This is a genomic window from Streptomyces sp. NPDC048603 (genome assembly GCF_043199475.1).
Taxonomy (GTDB): domain Bacteria; phylum Actinomycetota; class Actinomycetes; order Streptomycetales; family Streptomycetaceae; genus Streptomyces.
In genome coordinates, this window is the sequence record NZ_JBICVY010000004.1 from 484,917 (window position 1) to 508,094 (window position 23,178).

25 protein-coding genes, 2 pseudogenes and 1 riboswitch are annotated in these 23,178 nt (G+C 70.6%); of the genes and pseudogenes, 12 read left to right on the forward strand and 15 right to left on the reverse strand.

All coding sequences use genetic code 11. The annotated features are described in order from the left end of the window. Nucleotides 1–30 precede the first annotated feature (30 nt). Both ACGFQ9_RS12050 and ACGFQ9_RS12055 read right to left on the reverse strand, forming a co-directional pair. Nucleotides 31–306 (reverse strand): DUF4031 domain-containing protein, encoded by a 276-nt coding sequence (locus ACGFQ9_RS12050; protein ID WP_393573617.1) that lies wholly within the window; start codon nt 304–306, stop codon nt 31–33. Further along, the gene (locus ACGFQ9_RS12055) at nt 303–692 is read right to left on the reverse strand and encodes a hypothetical protein (RefSeq protein WP_393573618.1); all 390 of its coding nucleotides are present in this window, start codon (nt 690–692) and stop codon (nt 303–305) included. Before ACGFQ9_RS12055 ends, ACGFQ9_RS12050 begins: the two co-directional genes overlap by 4 nt. Before the next feature lie 162 nt (nt 693–854). Between ACGFQ9_RS12055 and murQ the strand changes: the two genes are divergently transcribed. Then, nucleotides 855–1,811, forward strand: a complete 957-nt coding sequence (gene murQ / locus ACGFQ9_RS12060; protein ID WP_393573619.1) for an N-acetylmuramic acid 6-phosphate etherase — start codon at nt 855–857, stop codon at nt 1,809–1,811. A 163-nt stretch (nt 1,812–1,974) separates the two neighbouring features. After that, nucleotides 1,975–3,465 carry a PTS transporter subunit EIIC gene (locus ACGFQ9_RS12065; RefSeq protein WP_393573620.1) on the forward strand — a complete coding sequence of 497 codons (1,491 nt, stop codon included), beginning with the start codon at nt 1,975–1,977 and terminating at the stop codon, nt 3,463–3,465. Here the strand turns inward: ACGFQ9_RS12065 and ACGFQ9_RS12070 are convergent. Both ACGFQ9_RS12070 and ACGFQ9_RS12075 read right to left on the reverse strand, forming a co-directional pair. After that, nucleotides 3,462–3,848 carry a hypothetical protein gene (locus tag ACGFQ9_RS12070; protein WP_393573621.1) on the reverse strand — a complete coding sequence of 129 codons (387 nt, stop codon included), beginning with the start codon at nt 3,846–3,848 and terminating at the stop codon, nt 3,462–3,464. The genes ACGFQ9_RS12065 and ACGFQ9_RS12070 overlap by 4 nt on opposite strands. 138 nt (nt 3,849–3,986) lie before the next feature. Next, nucleotides 3,987–4,223 (reverse strand): hypothetical protein, encoded by a 237-nt coding sequence (locus ACGFQ9_RS12075; protein WP_393573622.1) that lies wholly within the window; start codon nt 4,221–4,223, stop codon nt 3,987–3,989. Between the two features lie 115 nt (nt 4,224–4,338). Here ACGFQ9_RS12075 and ACGFQ9_RS12080 point away from each other — a divergent pair, with 115 nt between their 5' ends. Together ACGFQ9_RS12080 and ACGFQ9_RS12085 are read left to right on the forward strand one after the other, a co-directional pair. Then, nucleotides 4,339–5,175, forward strand: coding sequence for a Scr1 family TA system antitoxin-like transcriptional regulator (locus tag ACGFQ9_RS12080; RefSeq protein ID WP_393573623.1), 837 nt, complete (start codon nt 4,339–4,341; stop codon nt 5,173–5,175). Beyond that, nucleotides 5,159–5,356: a DUF397 domain-containing protein gene (locus ACGFQ9_RS12085; protein ID WP_393573624.1), complete on the forward strand. Its 198-nt coding sequence runs from the start codon at nt 5,159–5,161 to the stop codon at nt 5,354–5,356. Before ACGFQ9_RS12080 ends, ACGFQ9_RS12085 begins: the two co-directional genes overlap by 17 nt. Before the next feature lie 71 nt (nt 5,357–5,427). Here ACGFQ9_RS12085 and ACGFQ9_RS12090 read toward each other — a convergent pair whose 3' ends face one another. The 5 genes and pseudogenes from ACGFQ9_RS12090 to ACGFQ9_RS12110 all read right to left on the reverse strand — a co-directional run bounded on the left by ACGFQ9_RS12090 (nt 5,428) and on the right by ACGFQ9_RS12110 (nt 9,093). Continuing rightward, the gene (locus ACGFQ9_RS12090; RefSeq protein ID WP_393573625.1) at nt 5,428–6,099 is read right to left on the reverse strand and encodes a peptidase inhibitor family I36 protein; all 672 of its coding nucleotides are present in this window, start codon (nt 6,097–6,099) and stop codon (nt 5,428–5,430) included. A gap of 144 nt (nt 6,100–6,243) precedes the next feature. After that, complete coding sequence (locus ACGFQ9_RS12095; RefSeq protein WP_393573626.1) at nt 6,244–7,257, reverse strand: CU044_5270 family protein; 1,014 nt, start codon at nt 7,255–7,257, stop codon at nt 6,244–6,246. Continuing rightward, nucleotides 7,254–7,853 carry an RNA polymerase sigma factor gene (locus tag ACGFQ9_RS12100; protein ID WP_393573627.1) on the reverse strand — a complete coding sequence of 200 codons (600 nt, stop codon included), beginning with the start codon at nt 7,851–7,853 and terminating at the stop codon, nt 7,254–7,256. The genes ACGFQ9_RS12095 and ACGFQ9_RS12100 overlap by 4 nt, the downstream gene beginning before the upstream one ends. 61 nt (nt 7,854–7,914) lie before the next feature. Beyond that, nucleotides 7,915–8,082: pseudogene (locus ACGFQ9_RS12105) on the reverse strand (hypothetical protein); the annotation flags it as partial. A gap of 24 nt (nt 8,083–8,106) precedes the next feature. After that, nucleotides 8,107–9,093: a LuxR C-terminal-related transcriptional regulator gene (locus ACGFQ9_RS12110; RefSeq protein WP_393573628.1), complete on the reverse strand. Its 987-nt coding sequence runs from the start codon at nt 9,091–9,093 to the stop codon at nt 8,107–8,109. 295 nt (nt 9,094–9,388) lie between these two features. On the opposite strand from ACGFQ9_RS12110, the gene ACGFQ9_RS12115 reads away from it, so the two are divergent. The 4 genes from ACGFQ9_RS12115 to ACGFQ9_RS12130 all read left to right on the forward strand — a co-directional run bounded on the left by ACGFQ9_RS12115 (nt 9,389) and on the right by ACGFQ9_RS12130 (nt 12,987). Further along, complete coding sequence (locus ACGFQ9_RS12115; RefSeq protein ID WP_393573629.1) at nt 9,389–9,544, forward strand: hypothetical protein; 156 nt, start codon at nt 9,389–9,391, stop codon at nt 9,542–9,544. 5 nt (nt 9,545–9,549) lie between these two features. Next, the gene (locus tag ACGFQ9_RS12120) at nt 9,550–9,828 is read left to right on the forward strand and encodes a hypothetical protein (protein ID WP_393573630.1); all 279 of its coding nucleotides are present in this window, start codon (nt 9,550–9,552) and stop codon (nt 9,826–9,828) included. Nucleotides 9,829–10,086: 258 nt separating this feature from the next. After that, nucleotides 10,087–11,544 carry a CHAP domain-containing protein gene (locus ACGFQ9_RS12125; RefSeq protein WP_393573631.1) on the forward strand — a complete coding sequence of 486 codons (1,458 nt, stop codon included), beginning with the start codon at nt 10,087–10,089 and terminating at the stop codon, nt 11,542–11,544. Nucleotides 11,545–11,694: 150 nt separating this feature from the next. After that, complete coding sequence (locus ACGFQ9_RS12130) at nt 11,695–12,987, forward strand: transglycosylase family protein (RefSeq protein ID WP_393573632.1); 1,293 nt, start codon at nt 11,695–11,697, stop codon at nt 12,985–12,987. A 54-nt stretch (nt 12,988–13,041) separates the two neighbouring features. Here ACGFQ9_RS12130 and ACGFQ9_RS12135 read toward each other — a convergent pair whose 3' ends face one another. Both ACGFQ9_RS12135 and ACGFQ9_RS12140 read right to left on the reverse strand, forming a co-directional pair. Next, nucleotides 13,042–13,644, reverse strand: a complete 603-nt coding sequence (locus ACGFQ9_RS12135) for a Uma2 family endonuclease (protein WP_393573633.1) — start codon at nt 13,642–13,644, stop codon at nt 13,042–13,044. Between the two features lie 127 nt (nt 13,645–13,771). After that, entirely contained in the window at nt 13,772–14,389 is a 618-nt protein-coding gene (locus ACGFQ9_RS12140; RefSeq protein WP_393573634.1) for a phosphoribosylanthranilate isomerase, read from the reverse strand. A gap of 142 nt (nt 14,390–14,531) precedes the next feature. On the opposite strand from ACGFQ9_RS12140, the pseudogene ACGFQ9_RS12145 reads away from it, so the two are divergent. Next, a pseudogene (locus ACGFQ9_RS12145) lies at nt 14,532–14,744 on the forward strand (type II toxin-antitoxin system RelE/ParE family toxin); the annotation flags it as partial. 163 nt (nt 14,745–14,907) lie between these two features. Then, nucleotides 14,908–15,246: a helix-turn-helix domain-containing protein gene (locus tag ACGFQ9_RS12150; RefSeq protein WP_393573635.1), complete on the forward strand. Its 339-nt coding sequence runs from the start codon at nt 14,908–14,910 to the stop codon at nt 15,244–15,246. Between the two features lie 97 nt (nt 15,247–15,343). Here the strand turns inward: ACGFQ9_RS12150 and groL are convergent, their stop codons facing one another. The 4 genes from groL to thrC form a co-directional block, all read right to left on the reverse strand. Next, nucleotides 15,344–16,963, reverse strand: a complete 1,620-nt coding sequence (groL, locus tag ACGFQ9_RS12155) for a chaperonin GroEL (protein ID WP_365113486.1) — start codon at nt 16,961–16,963, stop codon at nt 15,344–15,346. Between the two features lie 375 nt (nt 16,964–17,338). After that, a complete protein-coding gene (locus ACGFQ9_RS12160; RefSeq protein WP_365113484.1) occupies nt 17,339–17,545 on the reverse strand; it encodes a cold-shock protein in 207 nt (68 codons plus the stop codon). 430 nt (nt 17,546–17,975) lie between these two features. Beyond that, nucleotides 17,976–18,254 (reverse strand): MoaD/ThiS family protein, encoded by a 279-nt coding sequence (locus ACGFQ9_RS12165; protein WP_393573636.1) that lies wholly within the window; start codon nt 18,252–18,254, stop codon nt 17,976–17,978. A 36-nt stretch (nt 18,255–18,290) separates the two neighbouring features. Beyond that, nucleotides 18,291–19,565, reverse strand: coding sequence for a threonine synthase (gene thrC / locus ACGFQ9_RS12170; RefSeq protein WP_393573637.1), 1,275 nt, complete (start codon nt 19,563–19,565; stop codon nt 18,291–18,293). A 17-nt stretch (nt 19,566–19,582) separates the two neighbouring features. Further along, a riboswitch (SAM riboswitch) is annotated at nt 19,583–19,732 on the reverse strand. A gap of 163 nt (nt 19,733–19,895) precedes the next feature. Between thrC and ACGFQ9_RS12175 the strand changes: the two genes are divergently transcribed. Together ACGFQ9_RS12175 and ACGFQ9_RS12180 are read left to right on the forward strand one after the other, a co-directional pair. Next, nucleotides 19,896–20,873: a glucosyl-3-phosphoglycerate synthase gene (locus ACGFQ9_RS12175; protein WP_393573638.1), complete on the forward strand. Its 978-nt coding sequence runs from the start codon at nt 19,896–19,898 to the stop codon at nt 20,871–20,873. Nucleotides 20,874–20,944: 71 nt separating this feature from the next. Further along, nucleotides 20,945–22,393, forward strand: coding sequence for a trehalose-6-phosphate synthase (locus ACGFQ9_RS12180; RefSeq protein ID WP_393573639.1), 1,449 nt, complete (start codon nt 20,945–20,947; stop codon nt 22,391–22,393). The last annotated feature ends 785 nt before the right edge of the window (nt 22,394–23,178 follow it).

A 23,178-nucleotide genomic window follows, 5' to 3' on the forward strand; every position in this document is an offset into this window, starting at 1 on the left:
CGTAGTGCCCCGGGCCGCACGGCACAGGCACTACGCCGGGGCCGCCGGCCGGCCCTTCGGGCGGCGCAATCCCGCCTCCGTGAGCCGCCGCACCAGCTCCTTGCTGCCGATCTCGACCGCCCCCGCCGCCACCGCGTCCGCGTAGCGGTGCGAGGGCACGTCGTAGTGGTCCCGCTCGAACGCCTTGGGCGGGCACCCTATGCCCGCCGCGAAGGCGTGCAGTTCCTCGTACGAGACGTCGCTGACCAGGTGCGACCACATACGGCCGTGGCCCGGCCAGGTCGGCGGGTCGATGTAGAGGGTCACTCGGCGAACCGCCCGAACCCGCCCATGACCGGGCCCAGCGCGCCCACCGAAGCCACCTTCACCCCCGCCTTCCCGCACACCCAGTGCGGATCCGGCCCCAACTCCGGCTCCACGTCGAGCGCGTGCGGATCCCCGTGGGAACAGACGGGACAGAGCGGCCAGCGGCCGTACTTCTCCAGCAGGGCGTCCTGCACGTCCTGGGCGATCAGCCCGGGGAGGTAGTCGACGCCCTCGGGCCACTGCTCCACCCACCACCGGCGGTGCACGACCGAGTCCTCTACGAGGGAAACGACATCGGCCTCGGCGACCTCGCCCGCGACGAGATCGGCGAGAACAAGAGCGCGGGCGGCATGAAGCGCCTGTTCCAGTGGGGTCGCGTGGTCCATGTGGCCATTTTGACCCCTACCCCCTCCCAATGGGGGATTCCCGGCGGACAAAGCCCGCCCGTACGGCACCGGCCCGGCAGGCCCACCGGCCACGGCAGCCTCCCGCTGTCACCATGAGGGCGAGGTGCGTCGCTGTCCGTATCCGAGCCACCAGGAGCCCCCTTGACGAACGGCACCCCCGGCAGCCCCCCGCCGGCCCCCGCGTACGCCGAACTCCGCGCCCAGCTCGACGTCCTCACCACCGAGGCGTTCCGCCCCGAACTCGCCGGGATCGACCGCCTCCCCACCCTCGACATCGCCCGCGCCATGAACACCGAGGACGCCGCCGTCCCGGCCGCCGTCGCCGCGGAACTCCCGAGGATCGCCGCCGCCGTCGACGCCATCGCCGCCCGCATGGCCCGCGGCGGCCGGCTCGTCTACGCGGGGGCGGGCACGGCCGGCCGCCTCGGCGTGCTCGACGCCAGCGAGTGCCCGCCCACATTCAACACCGACCCGGCCGACGTGGTCGGCCTGATCGCGGGCGGCCCGACGGCCCTGGTCACCGCCGTCGAGGGCGCCGAGGACTCCGCCGAACTGGCCGCGGCCGACCTCACCGAGCTCGGGCTCACCCCCGAGGACACCGTGGTCGGCATCTCCGCCTCCGGCCGCACCCCGTACGCCGTCGGCGCCGTCGAGTTCGCCCGCGCACGCGGCGCGCTGACGGTCGGCCTGTCCTGCAACGCCGGCTCCGCGCTCGCCACGGCCGCCGAGCACGGCATCGAGGTGGTCACCGGCCCGGAACTCCTCACCGGATCGACCAGGTTGAAGGCCGGCACCGCACAGAAGCTGGTGCTCAACATGCTCTCGACCATCACGATGATCCGCCTGGGCAAGACCTACGGGAACCTGATGGTCGACGTCCGGGCCTCCAACGAGAAGCTGCGCGCCCGCTCCCGCCGCATCGTCGCCCTCGCGACGGGCGCACCGGACGAGGAGATCGAGGCCGCACTGACCGCCACCGGCGGCGAGGTGAAGCACGCCATCCTCGTCATCCTCGGCGGCGTCGACGCGAAGACCGCCGCCGACCTCCTCACCACCAGCAACGGCCACCTCCGCCCGGCCCTGTCCAAAACCCACTGACCCACTCCCCCCTCGGTGTGGGCAGGCGTTCCGCCCCGGTGTGGGCAGGCGTTCCGCAGGGCGGAACGGGTGGGCACACCGGAACACCCCGCCCAGCAGCCGTACCCCCGCCCAGCCGCCCCCGGCTCGGCTCCCCCCACCCCCGCACAGCAAGGCACCGCCCATGCCCCCAGCCGGCAACCCCAACCCCCACCGCGCCACAGCCGAAGCCCTCCTCCCCCTGGTCGGCGGCGCAGCCAACATCACCGCCATCGCCCACTGCATGACCCGCCTCCGCATCACCCTCCGCGACCGCGACCTCGTCCAGGACGAAGCCCTCAGAGCCCTCCCCGCCGTACTGGGCGTCGTAGAGGACGACACGTACCAGGTCGTCCTCGGCCCCGGCACCGTCGCCCGCGTCACCCCCGAGTTCGAGGCCCTGGTCGCCGAAGCCCGCGCCGGAGACGACGCACCCCACCCCCTGACCGCCGAAGAACTGGCCGACCGAGGGGCCGCGTTGAAGGCGGCCCGGAAGGCCCGCAACGCCACCCCCCTCAAACTCCTCCTCCGCCGCATCGCCAACGTCTTCGTCCCCCTCATCCCCGCCCTGATCGGCTGCGGCATCATCGCGGGCCTGAACGGCGTACTCGCCAACTCCGGCCTGCTCCCCGACGTCGTCCCCGCCCTCGCCGCGATCGCCTCCGGCTTCATGTCCCTGATCGCCGTCTTCGTCGGCTACAACACGGCGAAGGAGTTCGGCGGCACACCGGTCCTGGGCGGCGCCGTCGCCGCCGTCATCGTCTTCCCGGGCGTCTCCAAGATCACCGCCTTCGGCCTGTCCCTCTCCCCCGGGCAGGGCGGGGTCCTCGGCGCGCTCGCCGCCGCCCTGCTCGCCGTGTACGTGGAGAAGTGGTGCCGGACCTGGGTCCCCGAGGCCCTCGACGTCCTGCTCACCCCCACCCTCACCGTGCTGCTCTCCGGCCTGGTCACCCTCTTCGGCCTGATGTACGTCGCGGGCGAGGTCTCCACCGCCATCGGCACCGCCGCCGACCGGCTCCTCTCCGACGGCGGCGCACTCGCCGGCCTTGTCCTCGGCGCCTTCTTCCTCCCCCTGGTGATGCTCGGGCTCCACCAGGCCCTGATCCCCATCCACACCACCCTGATCGAGCAGCAGGGCCACACCGTCCTGCTCCCGATCCTCGCCATGGCGGGCGCCGGCCAGGTGGGCGCGGCCGTCGCCATCTGGTTCCGCCTCCCCCGCAACGGCTCCATCCGCAGCACGATCAAGTCCGCCCTCCCCGCCGGCTTCCTCGGCATCGGCGAACCGCTGATCTACGGCGTCTCGCTCCCCCTCGGCCGCCCCTTCGTCACGGCCTGCGCGGGCGGCGCGGCGGGCGGCGCGTTCATCGGCCTCTTCCACCAGCTCGGCGCTTCCTTCGGCGCCACCGCCATCGGCCCGTCGGGCTGGGCACTGTTCCCCCTGCTGAACGGCAGCCCGGGCCCGCTGACCACCCTCGCGATCTACGCCGGCGGCCTGCTCACCGGGTACCTGGTGGGCTTCCTCGCCACCTGGTTCTTCGGCTTCACCCCGCGGATGCTCGCCGAACTCGACGCGCTCGCCGCCCCGCCCGGTGAAGGGGCGGCAAGCAGTACCGTCCGACGCGTCGACGCCTAGGGAACCGTGCAGACGACGTAGGCGAATGCGGTGGTGGCGTTTTCAGGGTCGGTGTTCCTCACACCGATCTCCCAGCCCGACGGGGTCGGGGCCGAGTCGGTGAGGTAGCTGAACAGGCTGCTGGTCCGGCCGCCACCTCCGGTGGGCACCGTCCCCGACGGGCAGGTCGCCGGGGCAAAGGCGAACCCCCCGGCCGGGATGTGCACCACCGGGCCGACGTACTGGGGGTGCTGGGCCAGCGGCGCAACGAGACCCGGCTGGGCCGGTGGAGCCGGCTTGGCGGGATCGTCACCGGAGTCCAGCGCCGTCGCGGTGGTCGCGCCGGAGAGGAGGAGTACGGCTGTGGCCATCGTGGCCAGGGCGAGGGGGCGGAGGGGCTTCATGCCTGCCTTCCTTGAAGCGAGTGGTGTCCGGGACACCCCCGGACTTCCCCGCTCACGCACGGTGACCCGTCCCGCCACCCGTCCGGCTCAGGAAGAAACGTCTGTGCGCTTCTCGAATGGGTGATCCGGACGTTCTCGTCACATGGCCGGGTGCGGACTCGGGTGCGCCCTCTCATGGAGTACGGCGGCCAGCCTGAGCGCCGTATCCAGATTGCAGCGCCCCAGCTCGACCAGCGGCAGCCCGTACGAGCCGGCGGCCGAGACCGGCTCCACCCCCAGCGACGGGAGCACCACACCCACCCCGTCCAGCGCACCCTTCAGCTGCGCCACGGCCTCCTCGGCCGCCTGGACCCGCTCCCTCGGCGTCAGCACCACGACGTACCACCTCTCGACTCTGTGTATCCGGCTTCCGCACACAGCGTGGCGATCCGCTCGCTAGCCTTTCAAGGACGGCCACACAACAACCGCACCTGTTGGCCTGGGAGTTGCCATGGCAAGCAAGAACCTGGACCCTTCCTCCTCCCCACGGGCACTACTCGGCTCCGAACTACGCGTCGCCCGCGAACGCGCCGGGAAGAGCCAGGCCGAACTCGGCGAACCGCTCTTCGTCAGCGGCTCGTTCATCGGCCAGCTCGAAGCGGGCACCCGCCGGATGCACCTCGAACTCGCCCGCCAGATCGACGACATCCTCGACACGGGCGGCTTCTTCGCCCGCAACTGCGGCGCCGCCGCGAAGTCCAAATACCCGGACCACTTCGCGGCTGCGGCGGAGGCGGAGGCCTTGGCAAAGGCGATTCGCGAGTACGCGCCCCAGCTGATTCCGGGGCTGCTCCAGACCGAGGCGTATGCGCGCGAGGTGTTCCGGGCGTATCAGCCGACCGCGCCGGATGAGGTCATCGATGAGCTCGTCACCAACCGGCTGGCTCGCGCTGCCCTGCTAGCCGATCCAACAACTCCCTTGTTGTGGTGTGTTCTGGATGAAGCAGTACTCCGCCGCACGGGCGACTCCAAGGCAGTACTCGCCGAGGCCCTTCGCCACATGGCGACCCTCATCCGGCGGCGTCGAATCATCGTGCAGGTGTTGCCCTTCGACGCAGGTGTCCACTCGGCAATGGAGGGCTCTCTCAAGCTGATGACCTTTGAGGACGCACCGGCACTTGCATACGTCCAAGGCATGGGAACAGGCCAACTATTCGATGATCCAGCCACGGTGTCCCACCACGCCCTGACCTACGATCTGCTCACGGCCAACGCTCTCTCACCACGCAAGTCGCTGGCCCTGATCGAGACCGTGGCGGAGGATTACGAGCATGACGAGCACGCCTGAGTACGACCTGTCGGCGGCCATCTGGCACAAGTCGAGCTACAGCGGCGGGTCCGGCGGCGACTGCCTGGAGGTCGCCGACGGTCACCCCGGCATCGTCCCCGTCCGCGACTCCAAGCAGCCCGACGGCCCGCACCTGACTTTCCGTACATCCACCTGGGCCGCCTTCGTCACCAGCCTCTGACCGGCGAAACGGCGAAGGCCGGCGGCGTTTCGCCGCCGGCCTTCGCCGGGTTCACGCGGTAACGCCCGCCACTACCAGAGGTGGATGGCGTCGGCCTTGTCGTTCCACGAGCCGCCGTACACGTAGCCCGCCCTCGTGAAGTCGTAGCAGCTCCCGACACCCATGAACATCTCCGGGTCCGGCTGGCCGGTCCGGAAGTCGACGAGGTTCGCACCGCCGACCAGGCGGCTCACGCAACCGGAGCTGGCCTTGTCCCGGAAGCCCCAGTCGGCGAGGTTCTTGGTGCCCTTGGCGCTCCACTGGAGGCGGCGGCCGCTGTAGTTGTTGTGCTCCCAGATGCAGACCCAGCCGCTGCCGCAGTCCTCGGACGCGGCGGGCATGGCGATCCGCCCCGAACCGGCCCGGCCGGCCGCGCGCTTGGCCAGCGCGGTGTTCTCGGCGGCCAGCGCCTTGTCAGCCTCGCGCTGGTTGTCGAAGCACTTGACCTCGCCCTTGGAGGTCTCCGCGCACACCTTCGCACCCTGCCAGTCCTGGCTCAGGTTGATGCGCTTGCCCTTGTACGTGCCCACGACGGGCTTCGACTTGGCTATCCGGTCCTGCATGGCGCGCTCGGCGGCGGGGCTGAGCGTCTTGGTGGTCGGCTGGGCGACCGGGGCGGGCGTGGCAGCACTCGCCGACGGAGCCGTGATGAGCATGGTGCCTGCGACAGCTACTGCGGCTGCCGCGATACGTGCGGAACGCATGTGGAGTCTTCTCCCCCTGTTTGAACGCCTGTTGGCGGTTGGTCAGGGGGATCATATTCAAGCCATCGACTTCAAGATCACTTGGGGGGGCGGTTTCGGGCAGTCTCGGCCGAAAGTTCCGTCAAGTTGAGGGAAGTGCGCTCATCACCCCTTGGGCTGCTGGCCGGTTTTGTCCGTAATGCCGCGTCCAACGATGGCCACGGAGGTCACGGGAGTGCCCGCCTCCCCCCAGGCGCTCTTCTTGAGGACGACGGTGCGCTCGCCAAGAAGACGGAAACTGGTCTTGTCAAAAATCCACTCGGTACGCTCACCGTCGTGAACGCGTGCGACCGCCACACCGGCGCGGCCCGCCGCGTCCGTCGCGTCCGGCACGTACACGACGCCGGGGATCCTGGCGGCGGCCCGGTAGAGGGCGGAGCTGACCCCGGGCGGGGCCTCCACCGTACGCAGCAGGTCGCCGATCGCGACGAACGCCTGCTGGTCGGGGCCGGTGGTGGAGTCCGTCCCCTCGCCGTGGTTCAGGCGGGCGTCCTCGTAGATCTTGGCGAGGAGCTTGTCGGGATCGGTGGGAAGGGACTCCAGGAAGCGGTAGGTGGGGCCGTTGACCGTGGACTTCGCGCCGCCCGGGGCCGGGTCCGTCGTCGTGCCCTTCGCGGAGCGCGTGACGGTGCCGGAGGAGCCGTCGACGGAGACCCAGTGCTCTGCCGACTCGTCGGTGCGCTCCGGCTTCATGCTCCCGCCCGTGGTCTCGGACAGGGCAGTGGAGAACCCCTTGGTCCTGGTGTAGAGGAACTGCCCGTCCCGGACGGTGGGCAGCGGTGAGGACTGCGCCGCCAGGGCCACGCGGTCCAGCAGCTGCACCGCGGCCGGCTCGGGCTTCGCGACGGCCGGGCTTCCCCCGGAGTCCTGGCCGGTGAACGCGACGGCCGCGACGACGGCGCAGGTGGCCACGCCCGCGGCGAGAACGAGGGTCAGCCGGCGGCGGGGACGGGGGCGGGCAGCGGCGGCGGACCGTTCGGCCCTCGTGGTTTCGCGCATCAGGTGGTCCTTGATCCGGTCTTGCTGGTGAAAGGGCAGGTCGGCGTCGGTCACGCCGGGCAGGAGCCGGCGCAGCTCCGCGGCGTCGGTCGGGTCGAGTCCGGTGCGGTCGGCTTTCACAGCTGTCCTTCCCGTACGGTCCGGGACGCAGGGGAGCGTCGAAGATTCGGGCGGCTGGTGAGGCTGGTCTGGCTGGTCGGGCGCGTCTCGGCGGAGGTGGCGGCCACGAGCTTCCTCAACCGGGCACGCGCACGCGAGAGGCGGGAGCGCACGGTTCCCACGGTCACGCCGCACGCTTGGGCGACTTCCTCGTGGCTGAGTCCGGCCCAGACGTGCATGAGGATGACCTCCCGGTCGGCGCGGCGAAGTCGCTCCAAGGCCGCGAGGGCGGCAACGAGTTGCTCGGAGTCGTCGATCCGGGAAGCCACGCCGTCCGCCAGGTCGGGGACGGCGCCGGGGGGCGGAAGCCGGGTCAGGGCATCGCGGTGTCGGCGTGCGGTGCGACGGGTGTTGCGAATGACGTTCGTCGCGACGCCGAACAGCCACGCACGCTCACTGGAGACGCCGGCGATCGAGTCGCGCAGCCGCCACGCCTCCAGGAAGGTGAGGGAGACGATGTCCTCGGCGCCGACGGGGTCGGCGGTCATGCGTACGGCGTGCCCGTACACCGCCTTGGCATGGGCGTCGTAGAGCATCGCGAACAGGTGCTGGTCCACACCGAGTAGTGTCCGCACCGCACCGGACGTTGCACGTGATCCCCGTCACCACTCCGCTGGAGACGTCCACGCCCCAGGCGCCGGTGTTCTCGACGGCCTCCCGTACGTTCCCCGGGTTCGGCCCGCCGGCCAGGAGCCGCTGCACGTGGACGCCGATGCGACCGGCGACGGCGCGGCCCGCCTCCCGCCTGCGCGACCTGTTCGGGACCGCGCGTACGGGCCTGCGCACCGACCTCCGCCAAAGCCGGCCCCGCTAGAGCCAGCCCCGCTGGGCCGCCTTGAGGCCTGCCTCGAAGCGGCTGGACGCGCCGAGGCGTTCCATCAGGGCCGCCATCTGCCGCCGTACGGTGCGCAGCGACAGGCCGAGCCGCTTGCCCGCGGCCTCGTCGGTCAGCCCGCCGGCCAGGAGGCTGAGGAGTTCCTTCTCGCCGGGGGTCAGTCCGGTCTCGGGCGCCTCGGTCCGGTCGGCGCCGAGCGGGACGGCGTTGTGCCACGCCTGCTCGAACAGGGCGGTCATCGTGGCGACGATCCCCGGCTCCCGGGTGCACAGGGCTCCCAGCTTGGTGTTGGCCGGATCGACCGGGACGAAGGCGACCTCGCGGTCCAGGACCAGCATGCGGGGCGGCAGGACCGGGGAGGTGCGGATGAGTCCGCCCTCCTGGGCCATCCACCGGGCGTAGGCGAGGGTGGCGGGGTCGTTGCGGACGCTGTCCTGGTAGAGGGTCAGGAGGGAGACGCCCCGGTTCATCGCGTCCTGGTCCAGGGGACGCGACGCGTCGAGGCTGGCCTGCGACTGCGCGCCGCCCGGCATCACGGACAGGCACTCGCGGGAGACCTCCCTGCCGAGCACCTCCAGCTTGCTCTGGATCGCGTCGAGCCCGACGAGCCGCTCCGTGTTGTCGACCGTCGTGTTCGGCCGGAGATCGGCGTACTCGGCGACGGCGCGCGCCGCCGCGGCCTTGCTCCGGGCGAGCTCCTGCTGGCGGCGCAGGAGGTCCTCCTCCTGGCGGCGCAGGATCAGCTGGAGGCCCACTTCCGGACTGACCGCCCGCATCGTGCCCGGGACGTCCCGGGAGGCCCGCAGGAGTTCCAGATCGGCCAGCTCGTCGAGGGCCGTCCGCACCGCCGTTTCGCTCAGCGACAGCCGCGCGCAGATGTCGCTGACCCCGCTCTGCGGGTCGGCGAGCATCTCCTTGTAGACGGCTTCCGAGGTGGCAGCCAAACCCAGTGTGACCAGCAAGTTTCTTCAGCCCCCCGACTGATCTGACGTATTCCCCAAGTGCTTGGTGATCATCGCAGGGCGATCACGCGAAGAGCAACAAATCGTCCTGCAGGGGGCCGCGGTTGGCACCAAGATGCCAGGCCGTTTGGTGCCATCCGGAAAGCCTTCCGGTCGGCTGCGGGGCCGAGCAAGATGGTGATCACCGGAACGGCGGCGGGGTTCAACTCCCCGACCGGGCCCCAGAAAAGGGCCCGGATGAGCGCCCGCCCGACCGTCCTGAATCAACTCTTCTCACCGAACCGGGGGCACAGCCATGTCCAAAACCTCTCGCACCCTCACCACCGCCGTCCTCACCACCCTCCTGGGCGGCGCCCTCTACATCAACACGGGTCTGGGCTGGGACGTGGCTCCTGCCTCGGCGGCCTCCACGCACACCTCCGCCGTCAGCAACGGCCTCGGCTGGGACTGAGGTCCATGGTCCTCGTCCACCTGCCCCTGACCCACACGACGGGGGCGCCGGGTGCGGAGAGCGAAGCCTCTCTCCTCCAGGACACGCTCTGGGCGCACGCCGGCCCGCAGCACGGTCTGGAACACGTACGGGTCCGTGCCACACGGCAGGGAATCGACGTCGTCCTGTTCGTCCGGGCCGCATCAGACGCCGACGCCCGGACCAAAGCTTCCGCCCTGCTCTCGCAGGCGCTCAGGTCGAGCGCAGCCGACGGGTACTCCGTCGCCCCGCTGACCCTGACCTGACCGGTCCTACCGGTCCTACCGGTCCAACCGGTCCAACCGGTCTGACCTCGGCCTGAGGGCCGAGCGCTTCACACACACCGATCTTCCGGCAGGCCACTGCCGGGCACCCCCTTCCGCCGACCGCTGCTCCTGCAGGGCAGCTGTCCAGGACCGGGTGACCCGACACCTCGCCGCCGTCCACGGCCCCCGTGCCGTATCACCACCCGAATCCTTCCCGGCCCTGCTGCCCCGGGCCGCCATGCCTTCTTGGAGTGCACCATGTCTGCTCGCCGTACCTCCCGCCGCAAGCTGTCCACCGTCGTCGCCACCTTCGTCGCCGCGCCGCTGCTGGCGATGGCCGTGCCCAGCTCCCTGGCCCACGCCGACGCGCCCTCCGTGGCGTCCATCGCCCGAGCCGAGGTCGGTGGCACGTGCAGCGACTACAACTGCCAGTACCCGTCCGCCTGGTGCGCCGAGTTCACCCGCTGGGTGTGGAAGAAGGCCGGCGCCGACATCTCGGGCATCGACGCGAGGGCCTGGAGCCTCTACCAGTACGGCAAGAACAAGGGCACGCTGCACGGCACCCCGCAGGTCGGTGACGCGGTGCTCTACGACAACGACGGCTCGCTGAACGACGGCGAGGCCAACCACGTCAACATCGTGGTGGGCGTCGACGGCGACAACATCCAGACCGTCGGCGGCAACGAGAGCGGCGGCGTGCGCTTCCGCGGCTGGTTCAACTGGCGCACCAACTCCAACCCGCTCAACGCCGGTCGTGTCATGGCCTTCATCGGCCCGTCGGGCCTGTCCGAGACCCCGTCCACCCCGGTCAGCAAGGCCGGCGACGTGTTCCACGCCACCCGTCTGGCCGACGGGAACTGGGAGTCCTTCGAGGCGCTGAACGGCTTCGGCGGCGCGGCCTTCTTCAACGCCCAGCAGCAGTCGATCACCTCGACGCCGGACGGCTCCACCCAGTCGCTGGCGACCGGCAACGACGGCAACCTCTACCACACGGCCCGCTACGCCGACCGAACCTGGACGGGCTGGCAGCCGCTGGGCGGCTTCGACGGTGCGGCGCAGTTCGGCGCGAAGGGCCAGGCCATCGCCGGCATGGGCAACGGCGACGCCCAGGTCATGGCCATCGGCAAGAACGGCGGCATCTACCACAACGCCCGCCTCGTCAACGGCTCCTGGACCGGCTGGACCCAGGTCAGCACCTGGGACGCCAAGAAGATCGCCGCAGCCCCCCTCCCGGACGGCAGCATGCAGGTCCTCATCATCGGCAACGACGGCAACGTCTACCACACCATCCGCAAGACCGACGGCACCTGGCAGAGCTTCAACGCCGTCGCCGGCACCGGCACCAACACCACCTTCCAGGCCAACAACATCGCCATCGCCGGCCTCCCCAACGGCAGCACCCAGCTCGTCGCCACCAGCACCGACAACACCATCCACCACAACATCCGCAACGCCGACGGCACCTGGCAGGGCTGGGCCAAGACCGACGGCTACGGCGGCGCCCCCACCTTCGCCGCCACCAGCATCGCCATCACCGGCATGCCCAGCGGAGACACCCAGCTCCTCGCCGTCGGCAACGACGGCAAGACCTACCACGCCGCCCGCTACAACAACGGCTCCTGGCAGGGCTGGTGGAACACCAACATGGGCGCCCAGAAGGTCGCCATCACCGGCCTCCCCAACGGCGACGCCCAGATGCTCGTCACCCGCAACTGACCCCCACCGCCCAGGGGGGCCGGCCCGCACCAGAGCGGGCCGGCCCCCCGGTGGGGCCACCGCCCCTGACGACCATCCCCGCCACCGCCGCCACCGCCGCCGTCACCGCCGTCACCCCGCAGTGAAGCCGTGAAAGAGAAGAGACCTCCGATGTCCTCCCGCACCAGCCGCCTCTCCCGCCTGACCGCCGTAGCCGCGACCGCTCTGGCCGCCGTCACCCTGTCGACCCTCGCGGCCGGCACCGCGAACGCCGCCTCGGTCGCCACCTGGGACAAGGTGGCTCAGTGCGAGAGCACCGGGAACTGGAGCATCAACACCGGCAACGGCTACTACGGCGGCCTGCAGATCCTGAAGAGCACCTGGGACGCGTTCGGCGGCAAGAACTACGCGGCCTACCCCCACCAGGCGTCCAAGATGCAGCAGATACTCGTCGCCGAGAAGATCCTTGCCGGCCAGGGCGCCGGAGCGTGGGGCGGCTGCGGGGCGGGCGCGGGCCTGGCGTACGACCACGCGGACCCTTACCCGGCGGCTCCCACCAGCCAGCCGGGCGACTTCTACCACGCCACGCGTCTGGCGGACGGCTCGTGGACGTCGTTCAGCCCGCTCTCCGGCGTCGACGGTGCGCCCTTCTTCAACGGTTCGCAGCAGTCGATCACCTCTACGCCGGACGGCTCCACCCAGTCGCTGGGCACGGGCAAGGACGGCAACCTCTACCACACGGCCCGCTACGGCAACGGGACATGGACGGGTTGGGCGGCTCTGGGCGGCTTCGACGGTGCGGCGCAGTTCGGCGCGAAGGGCCAGGCCATCGCCGGCATGGGCAACGGCGACGCCCAGGTCATGGCCATCGGCAAGAACGGCGGCATCTACCACAACGCCCGCCTCGTCAACGGCTCCTGGACCGGCTGGACCCAGGTCAGCACCTGGGACGCCAAGAAGATCGCCGCAGCCCCCCTCCCGGACGGCAGCATGCAGGTCCTCATCATCGGCAACGACGGCAACGTCTACCACACCATCCGCAAGACCGACGGCACCTGGCAGAGCTTCAACGCCGTCGCCGGCACCGGCACCAACACCACCTTCCAGGCCAACAACATCGCCATCGCCGGCCTCCCCAACGGCAGCACCCAGCTCGTCGCCACCAGCACCGACAACACCATCCACCACAACATCCGCAACGCCGACGGCACCTGGCAGGGCTGGGCCAAGACCGACGGCTACGGCGGCGCCCCCACCTTCGCCGCCACCAGCATCGCCATCACCGGCATGCCCAGCGGAGACACCCAGCTCCTCGCCGTCGGCAACGACGGCAAGACCTACCACGCCGCCCGCTACAACAACGGCTCCTGGCAGGGCTGGTGGAACACCAACATGGGCGCCCAGAAGGTCGCCATCACCGGCCTCCCCAACGGCGACGCCCAGATGCTCGTCACCCGCAACTGACCCGCATTCCCCGCACAACCGGCAGGCCGGCCCGCACCCCAGCGGGCCGGCCTTTCAGCGCGGAAAGGCCCCCGTGTCCAGCTTCACGGCGAACGGCTCGGGAAGCACCAGCTCATCTCCGAACGGCACCCGGTCGGCGTGCTTGTAGGCGCCGTTCTGCGGTTCGGTGAACAGTGTGGCCGTGGGGCCGTGTGCGTCGAACCGGTCGATGAGCAGGTACACGGGGACGGGCGCGTGGGCGTAGGCCCAGAGCTTCTTCTTGCGGTCGTCCTCGGCGTTGCCCCTCGAGGTGACCTCCACGACGAGCAGGGCCTCGGCTGCGTCGACGGGATCGCTCGACTCCGCCTCCACGCCTTCGACCAGCTCCGAGGAGACGACCACCAGGTCCGGCATGTACAGCTTGTCGAGCGGGGCGATGTGGATGCCCAGCGTCTGATAGATCTCCCAGTCCGGGGGCAGTACGCCGTACAAGGCACGCTGAACACGCGCGGCAATCCCGTTGTGGTGACGGTGGGGCGGCGGTACCAAGTGGATCTGTCCTCCGTCGATCTCGGCGCGCCAGCCCTCGGGCACGTCCAGCTCACGCCAGCTCTGCAGCAGGTACTCCCACGTGCGGCCACCGGATTCACGGCCGGGCTCGACCATGGCAGCGGTCATCACGGGTCCCCTCTCCTGTGGCCCATGGGGCGAGCGTAGATCGACGGTTCCACGGCACAGGGCCGCTCAGCTCAGCGTCCCACGATCGAGGGACGCGCGCAGCCATCTCCGCGCCGGGCCGCGCGGGTCAGTGGCCGCGGGCCGCCGTGATGAAGGCGCGGATCAGGGCGGGGGACTTCACTCCGCGCTCGCTCTCCACGCCGCTGGAGACGTCGACGCCCCAGGCGCCGGTGGTGTCGACGGCTTCGCGGACGTTGGCCGGGTTGAGGCCGCCGGCCAGCAGCCAGTGGCCCTCGGGGGCGGTGAAATCGGCCGCGCCCCAGTTCCACGGCTTGCCGGAGCCCGGGTCGGGGGCGTCGATCAGCAGCAGGTCCTCGCCGTACTCGCCGGCCTTGCCGACCCGCTCGGCGGTGGCGCGTACCAGGGTCCGGCCCTCGGCGCGCAGTGCCTCGTAGTACTCGGGGCCCTCGTCCCCGTGCAGCTGGACCGCTCGGACGCCGCTCTCCTCGGTGAGCCGGCGGACCTCCTCGACGGACTGCTTGCGGAACACCCCGACGGTCAGCACCCGCTCCGGGACCCGCTCGACCAGCCGGCGCACGGTCGCGGTGTCGATCGTCCGGGGGCCGCCCGGCGCGAACACGAACCCGACGGCGTCCGCCCCGGCCTCGACGGCGGTGTCGACGTCCAGCTCGGTCTTCAGCCCGCAGATCTTGACGAAGAGGGGGGTCGGGGTGTGCTCGCTCATACCCCGAGTCAACCAGGTGACCGCCTGCCCCTGCAGCCCCCGTCTCACAATGCGCCAGGTCCGCCCCGCCCCGATTCACCAGATGGAGCGCATTCCATGTCGGCACCGTAGTATGTCGTTTACGACATACTACGGTGCCGACATGGACGTCGAGCTGCATGTGATCGAGCTGGAGCCAGAGGTGCGCACGTGGCTGGAGCTGCTGCCAGGGAGACAGTTCCGCAAGGTCGAGGAGTACGCGGGGCTGCCGGCCGTCCACGGCACCCACACCCCCATGCCCTTCGCCCGACCTCTCCGGGACGGGGTGTACGAACTCCGGCCCACGCTCGACGGGGTGGCCACGCGTATCACCTACTGGTTCGCTCCTGAGCGCCGCATCGTGCTCCTCACGGTCTTCCGCAAGAGCCGCATGAACGAAGCAGCACAGGTGAGTCGCGCGGTGGCGGCCCGTATCGTGTGCGAACGGGAGCACGGCCCGCCCACACCACCTACAGCCGCGGCGAGGAAGGGGACGCGTCATGAACCACACCCGCTGGAAGCTGGCCAGGGAGAAGCAAGCCGGGAGCGGTCCCGCCGAATCCACCGAGGCGTCGGCAGAGCGGGCGGAGATCCGCCTGGCCATGGCATTCGCCAAGGCCGTCTACGACCGGCGAAAGGCGCTCGGGCTCTCCCAGACGCAGCTCGCCGAACGTGCTGGGCTGACACAGGCGAAGATCTCCCGTGTGGAGGGCGCCGATGCCGTTCCGACCCTTCCGCTGTTGCGCCGACTCGCTCACGCCCTGGACGCTTCCTTGAACATCGCGCTGGGCGAAGACCACGAGGAAGTGGCGTTCGTGGACCGGCGCCCCGCCGCCTGAACGTACTTCGGGGACACCCGGGAACGCCCGAGGGCGGTATCCCCGGTGGGGATACCGCCCTCGGTCAGGAACGGCTGATCGGGCCCGGAGGCGTCGATCAGAAGTCCATGTCACCGCCCGGCATGCCGCCCGGAGCGGCCGCGGCCTTCTCCGGCTTGTCGGCGATGACGGCCTCGGTGGTCAGGAACAGGGCCGCGATGGAGGCCGCGTTCTGCAGCGCGGAACGGGTCACCTTGGCCGGGTCGATGATGCCCTCGGCGATCAGGTCGACGTACTCACCGGTGGCGGCGTTCAGGCCGTGGCCCGGGGTGAGGTTGCGGACCTTCTCCACCACGACGCCGCCCTCGAGGCCGGCGTTCTCGGCGATCTGCTTCAGCGGGGCCTGCAGGGCCAGCTTGACGGCGGCGGCACCGGTGGCCTCGTCACCGTCGAGCTCCAGCTTCTCGAAGACCGAGGAGGCCTGCAGCAGGGCCACGCCACCACCGGCGACGATGCCCTCCTCGACGGCCGCCTTCGCGTTGCGAACGGCGTCCTCGATGCGGTGCTTGCGCTCCTTGAGCTCGACCTCGGTCGCGGCACCGGCCTTGATGACGGCGACGCCACCGGCGAGCTTCGCCAGGCGCTCCTGCAGCTTCTCGCGGTCGTAGTCCGAGTCGGAGTTCTCGATCTCGGCACGGATCTGGTTGACGCGACCGGCAACCTGGTCGCTGTCACCGGCACCGTCGACGATCGTGGTCTCGTCCTTGGTGATGACGACCTTGCGGGCGCGGCCCAGCAGGTCCAGGCCCGCGTTCTCGAGCTTGAGGCCGACCTCCTCGGAGATGACCGTGCCGCCCGTGAGGATGGCGATGTCACCGAGCATGGCCTTGCGGCGGTCACCGAAGCCCGGGGCCTTGACCGCGACGGAGCGGAAGGTGCCACGGATCTTGTTGACGACCAGGGTCGACAGGGCCTCGCCCTCGACGTCCTCGGCGATGATCAGCAGCGGCTTGCCGGACTGCATGACCTTCTCCAGCAGCGGAAGGAGGTCCTTCACGTTGCTGACCTTGGAGTTGACGATGAGGATGTAGGGGTCCTCGAGCGCCGCCTCCATGCGCTCCATGTCGGTCGCGAAGTACGCCGAGATGTAGCCCTTGTCGAAGCGCATGCCCTCGGTGAGCTCAAGCTCCAGACCGAAGGTGTTGCTCTCCTCGACGGTGATGACGCCTTCCTTGCCGACCTTGTCCATCGCCTCGGCGATGAGCTCGCCGATCTGGGTGTCGGCGGCGGAGATGGAGGCCGTGGAAGCGATCTGCTCCTTGGTCTCGACATCCTTCGCCTGCTCCAGCAGCGCGCCGGAGACGGCCTCGACGGCCTTCTCGATGCCGCGCTTCAGGGCCATCGGGTTGGCGCCGGCGGCCACGTTGCGCAGGCCCTCGCGGACCAGGGCCTGGGCCAGAACGGTCGCGGTGGTCGTACCGTCACCGGCGACGTCGTCCGTCTTCTTGGCGACTTCCTTGACCAGCTCGGCGCCGATCTTCTCGTACGGGTCCTCCAGCTCGATCTCCTTGGCGATGGAAACACCATCGTTGGTGATCGTGGGAGCGCCCCACTTCTTCTCGAGGACGACGTTGCGGCCCTTCGGGCCAAGCGTGACCTTGACGGCGTCGGCGAGCTGGTTCATGCCGCGCTCGAGACCGCGCCGGGCCTCCTCGTCGAACGCGATGATCTTGGCCATGTGAAGTGGTCCTCCCGGACTGGGGTGGATTGCCTTCGGACCGTGTGGCGCCCGCGACGGACGGCCTGCCTGCCCGGCGGTTCCTTCCCGCCGGACCTGCGGGCCTCACCGACCCGATCCTCGTCTTTATCACTCTCACCCGGAGAGTGCTAACGCCAATGATTAGCACTCGACCCCCACGAGTGCAAGCGAGTCAGGCCACCTCTGGACAACATGGCGGGCACGCGACGGCGGGGCGGCGAAAGGGCGCAGGTGGGAGCGCCGGCGGATGCCGGAGGACGCCGGAGGGACGCCGGGGGGACGCGCGAGGGCCCGCATCCCTGTCCGGGATGCGGGCCCCTCGGGGTACGCCTTCGGTGGTCGAACGCCGTTGGATCAGACCTGCGCGAGCTTGACCATGTCAGCCTGCGGGCCCTTCTGGCCCTGCGAGATCTCGAATTCGACCCGCTGACCCTCTTCAAGGGTGCGGTACCCGTCCATCTGGATGGCGCTGTAGTGGACGAACACATCCGCACCACCGTCGACCGCGATGAAGCCGTAGCCCTTCTCCGCGTTGAACCACTTGACGGTGCCCTGAGCCATGTCTAACTCCCCTATTACTGGCCCTTGCGCAGGAACGCACTTCGCGGTCCCGGGTCAGAACTTGCGTTGGAACGCGTCGACCGCGGCTGAATGTATCTGCACCGGAGCTGTCTGCAACAGGTCATTCCGACGAGAAATCTGGACATGCGGAAATGCTGAAATGGCCGGAAAATTTGCCATTCTCCCGGGCAACTTGGACCGGACAGAACGCGCCAAAGCCCCATATCGCACACGCACATTGGCCCGATGTCGACCATGGGGACGCCCGTTCATATGCGGCGGGCAAGAACAGCGGAGGGGGCTTCCCCAACTCTACCGCGCCCAACCAAGCAGAATTGCCCCCTCCGCTTTTGCGGAAGGGGCAATTCAGGGGTTGTGCGTGCCGGCTACCGAAGGGCCACCGGAAAGCCGGTGCCCGGGCGCCGGAAGTTCAGCAACCGCCCGCGACGGCCGGGATGATGGAAACGCCGGCGCCGTCCGGCGTCACCGCCTGCAGCCCGCCCTCGAAGCGCACGTCGTCGTCGTTGACGTAGACGTTCACGAAGCGGCGCAGCTTGCCCTGGTCGTCCAGGACACGCGCGGCGATGCCCGGGTGGTTCTGCTCCAGGGACTCGATGACCTCGGCGAGGGTCGTGCCCTCGGCGGGCACCTCGGCCTGGCCTCCGGTGTAGGTGCGCAGGATGGTGGGGATGCGGACGTTGACGCTCATGGCGACACTGCCTTTCCGGTAGTGCGTAGGGGGTGGTCAGGCCAGGCCGGCGGCGCGGAACGCGTCCAGGCTGGGGCGGATGACGGCGGTCTGGCCGGTGTCCCCGGCGACCGCGTCCAGGGTCTTGAGGCCGTCACCGGTGTTGAGGATGACGGTGGTCAGCGAGGGGTCGATCTGCCCGTTCTCGATGAGCTTCTTCGTGACGCCGACGGTCACGCCGCCCGCGGTCTCGGCGAAGATGCCCTCGGTCTGCGCGAGCAGCTTGATGGCCTCGACGACCTGCTCGTCGTTGACGTCCTCCACGAAGCCGCCGGTACGGCGGGCGATGTCGAGCACGTACGGGCCGTCCGCCGGGTTGCCGATCGCCAGGGACTTGGCGATGGTCTTCGGCTTCTGCGGGCGGACCACGTCGTGACCGGCCTTGAAGGCGGTGGAGACGGGCGAGCAGCCCTCGGCCTGGGCGCCGAAGATCTTGTACGGCTTGTCCTCGACCAGGCCCAGCTTGATCAGCTCCTGCAGGCCCTTGTCGATCTTCGTGAGCTGCGAGCCTGAGGCGATCGGGATCACGATCTGGTCGGGCAGCTGCCAGCCGAGCTGCTCGCAGATCTCGTACGCCAGGGTCTTGGAACCCTCGCCGTAGTACGGGCGGAGGTTGACGTTGACGAAGCCCCAGCCCTCGCCCAGCGGGTCGCCGATGAGCTCGGAGCAGAAGCGGTTGACGTCGTCGTAGTTGCCTTCGATGCCGACCAGGTCGCCGCCGTACACCGCGGCCATGACGACCTTGCCCTGCTCCAGGTCGTGCGGGATGAACACGCAGGAACGGAAGCCGGAACGGGCGGCCGCGGCGCCGACGGCGCCGGCCAGGTTGCCGGTGGAGGAGCAGGACAGGGTGGTGAACCCGAAGGCACGGGCGGCCTCGACGGCGATCGCGACGACGCGGTCCTTGAAGGAGTGCGTCGGGTTGCCGGAGTCGTCCTTGACGTAGAGCTTGCCGGTGACACCCAGCTCCTTGGCCAGGTTGTCGGCCTGGACCAGCTTGGTGCAGCCCGGGTTCAGGTTCGGCTTCTCCGCCACGTCGGCCGGGACCGGCAGCAGCGGGGCGTAACGCCAGATGTTGTTCGGGCCGGCCTCGATCGCGGCGCGGAGGGCCTCGGGGTCACCGGCGGGCAGCTCGTAGGCCACCTCGAGCGGGCCGAAACACTCGACGCACGCGAAGATGGGGCCGAGGTCGAAACGGGTGCCGCACTCACGACAGGAAAGCGCGGTGGCAGGTCCGAGATCGACAGAGGTGGCAACAGTCTGTGCAGCCATGATGGCGAGGCCCTTTCTCCTCATCTTCCTCGTGACGCACTTCGCCACGAGACGGATTTGGCACCTTCCCTAGCCGGGGACCTCGCTGCGTGACGCAGTCGCGAGAACCGACTGGAGGGTTGCCGGGGCTTCAACGGGCCGTTTCCCTCTGCCCCTCTGGATGAGCGGTATGGCTCCGGGCCGCGCGCTCTATGGCGCACCCGGGCGTTTGTCTGCGCGGCACCCCGGCATGCGGGGGTCCTGCGCGTTGTTCAAGACTGTAACCGAAGGTGCGGGCGGGTGAGACAGCTGTCCGAACCGCGAGATGGATCACGTTTGGGGAGTAACGGAGTGCTGCAAGAGGTGGAGCGCTGGCTGGCAGACCGCTCCTGGTCCGCCGACGACAGGCCGCTCGACCAGCTGTTTTCCGCCAAGCGGACAGCCGGTACGAGGGTCAGCGTGGTGCTGCCCGCACTCGATGAGGAGGCGACGGTCGGCGAGATCGTCGAGGTGATCCGGCGGGACCTGATCGAGGGACGGCCCTTCCCGCTGGTCGACGAACTGGTCGTGATCGACTCCGGTTCCACCGACCGGACCGCCGAGGTGGCCGCCAAGGCCGGCGCCCGCGTGGTGCACCGGGACGAGATCCTGCCCCGGATACCCGCGCTGCCCGGCAAGGGCGAGGTGCTGTGGCGCTCGCTGCTCGCCACCACCGGCGACATCGTCTGCTTCGTCGACGCCGATCTGCGCGACTTCTCGTCCGTCTTCGTCTCCGGGATCCTCGGCCCGCTGCTGACCGACCCGGAGATCCAGTTCGTCAAGGCGATGTACGACCGCCCGCTCGGCGACACCGATCCCGACGCGCCGGCCACGGTCAGGGCAGGACAGGGCGGCCGGGTCACCGAGCTGGTCGCCCGCCCGCTGCTCAACCTGCACTGGCCGCAGCTGGCCGGGTTCGTACAGCCGCTGGGCGGCGAGTACGCGGTCCGCCGGTCCCTGCTGGAACGTCTCCCCTTCCCGGTCGGCTACGGCGTGGAGCTCGGCCTGCTCGTCGACGCGCTGCACACCGTCGGCCTGGACGCCCTCGCGCAGGTCGACGTCGGTGTCCGGCTGCACCGCCATCAGGACGGGCGGGCGCTGGGCCGGATGGCCGCCGCGATCTACCGCACCGCGCAGGTGCGGCTCTCCCGCGGCCATCTGGTCCGCCCGGCCCTGACCCAGTTCGAACGGGGGCCGGACGGCTTCCTGCCGCACACCTACCCGGTGGACACGGAGGAACGGCCTCCGATGATCGAGATCGAGGAGTACCCGTCCCGCCGCGTCGCGTGACGACGGCCACATCACCCACAACCCGGCGCAACGGACGTTTGAGCGAGCGCGGGCCGGGCTAGGTTCGCCGCATGGCTTCCCCGCTGCTCGTCGCCGCGAACCGCGGCCCGCTCTCCTACGGCCTCTCCGCCGACGGCACCCTCGGCGCCCGGCGCGGCGGGGGCGGTCTGGTCTCCGGCCTGTCGGCCGCGCTCGACGGGCAGCCGGACGCGCTGTGGATCTGCGCGGCCCTGAGCGAGGGCGACCGCGAGGCGGTCCGCCGGGGCGTGTCCGAGCCGGGCGTCCGCATGCTGGCCATCGACCCGGACGTCTACCACGACGCGTACAACGGCATCTCGAACTCGGTGCTCTGGTTCACCCACCACGGGCTGTACGACATCCCGCACGAGCCGGTCTTCGACGCGGAGTTCCGGCGCCGCTGGGAGTCGTACCGGACGTACAACCGGGCGTTCGCGGAGGCGCTGGCGGCGGAGGCCGCCGAGGGCGCAGCCGTGCTGGTCCAGGACTACCACCTGTCGCTGGCCCCCGGCATGCTCCGGGAGCTCCGCCCCGACCTGCGGATCTCCCACTTCACCCACACCCCGTGGGCGACGGCCGACCAGCTGGACATGCTCCCGGACGACATCCGCGAGGAACTGCTGTGGGGCCTGCTCGGCGCCGACGAGCTGGGTTTCCACACCTGGGGATGGGCCGCGGCCTTCATCCGCGGCGCGCACATCGAGAGCGCGAACGGCACGGCGGAGGGGTCCTGGCCGAGCGGGGACCCCTGGCGCGGCGTCCACCACCACCGGTCCGGCGGCCGGCGGCGCAGCACCCGGGTGGCCGTGTACCCGCTGGGGGTGGACGGGGAGGAGCTGCGGCAGCTGGCCCACCGGCCGGAGGTGGACGACAGGCTGGCCGCGCTGCGCGCGGAGGTCGGCGACCGGAAGACCATCGTCCGGGTCGACCGCACCGAACTCTCGAAGAACATCCTCCGCGGCCTGCTCGCCTACCGGGAGCTGCTCGCCTCGCACCCCGAGTGGCGCGGCCGCGTGGTCCACCTGGCCTCGGCCTACCCCTCCAGGCAGGACCTGGCCGTCTACCGGGACTACACGGCGGCGGTGTCCCGCCTGGCGCTGGACATCAACGCGGAGTTCGGCACCGCGGACTGGCAGCCGGTCCTGGTCTCCGTGCAGGACGACTTCGCGCGGTCGCTGGCCGCGTACCGGCTGGCCGACGTCGCGCTGATCAATCCGCTGCGGGACGGCATGAACCTGGTCGCCAAGGAGATCCCGGTGGTCTCCGAGCAGGGCTGCGCGCTGGTGCTGTCTACGGGGGCCGGGGCCTACGCGGAGCTGCGCGAGGACGCGCTCGGGGTGAACCCGTACGACGTCTCGGACACGGCGGAGGCGCTGCACGAGGCGCTCTCGATGCCGGCCGGCGAGCGCGCCGAGCGCACGAAACGGCTGGCCGCGGCCGCCACGGCACTCCCTCCCGCGGCCTGGTTCCGCGCCCAGCTGGACGCCCTCCGCGAGGCCTAGCCCGCCGGCCGTTCCCACGGCCGTGTGGGCAGGTGTGCCGTTCCCTTGGCCGTGGCGGGCGGGGCGGCCGCACCGCACCGCCGTGTGGGCAGGCGTGCCGTTCCCTTGGCCGTGGCGGGCGGGGCAGCCGCACCGCACCGCCGTGTGGGCAGGCGTGCCGTTGCCCCGGCCGTGGCGGGCGGGGCAGCCGCGCAGCCACCGCCGTGTGGGCAGGCGTGCCGCAGGGCGGCACGGGTGGGCACACGGCACACCGGCCCGCGCCGGACGCGCAGCGTGTGCCTGCACCCCGACCCGCTCCAGGGTCGGCCCCCGTCCGGGCGGAGCTCCGCTCCCGGCGGTGCCGGGGCCGGCGGAGCCCCGCCCAAGCCCGGGGGCAGCGGCTGCGGCCGGGCCCGGCCATCGCTTCGGCGGGGCAGGAGCGTTGCCTGCGGAGCGGCGTTCCGGTGTGCCCACCCTCCCCCAAGCTCTCGACTTCGCTCGAGCAGGGGGGACCCCCATCGCCCTGCGGAACGCCTGCCCACACCTCGGTGGAGGCGCCGCCCACACCTCGGCTGAGCCGAGCCCCGGCCAGGGTGGGGAGGGCCAGAGCCCGGCCGGAACGCCTGCCCACACCTCCGGCCGAGCGCCCGCCCACACCCTCCGCAGAGCCGTCAGGCCATGGCGTTGGCCAAGGCCGACAGGAAGACGACCACCTCGGCTGAGCCGAGCCCCGGCCAGGGTGGGGAGGGCCAGAGCCCGGCCGGAACGCCTGCCCACACCTCCGGCCGAGCGCCCGCCCACACCCT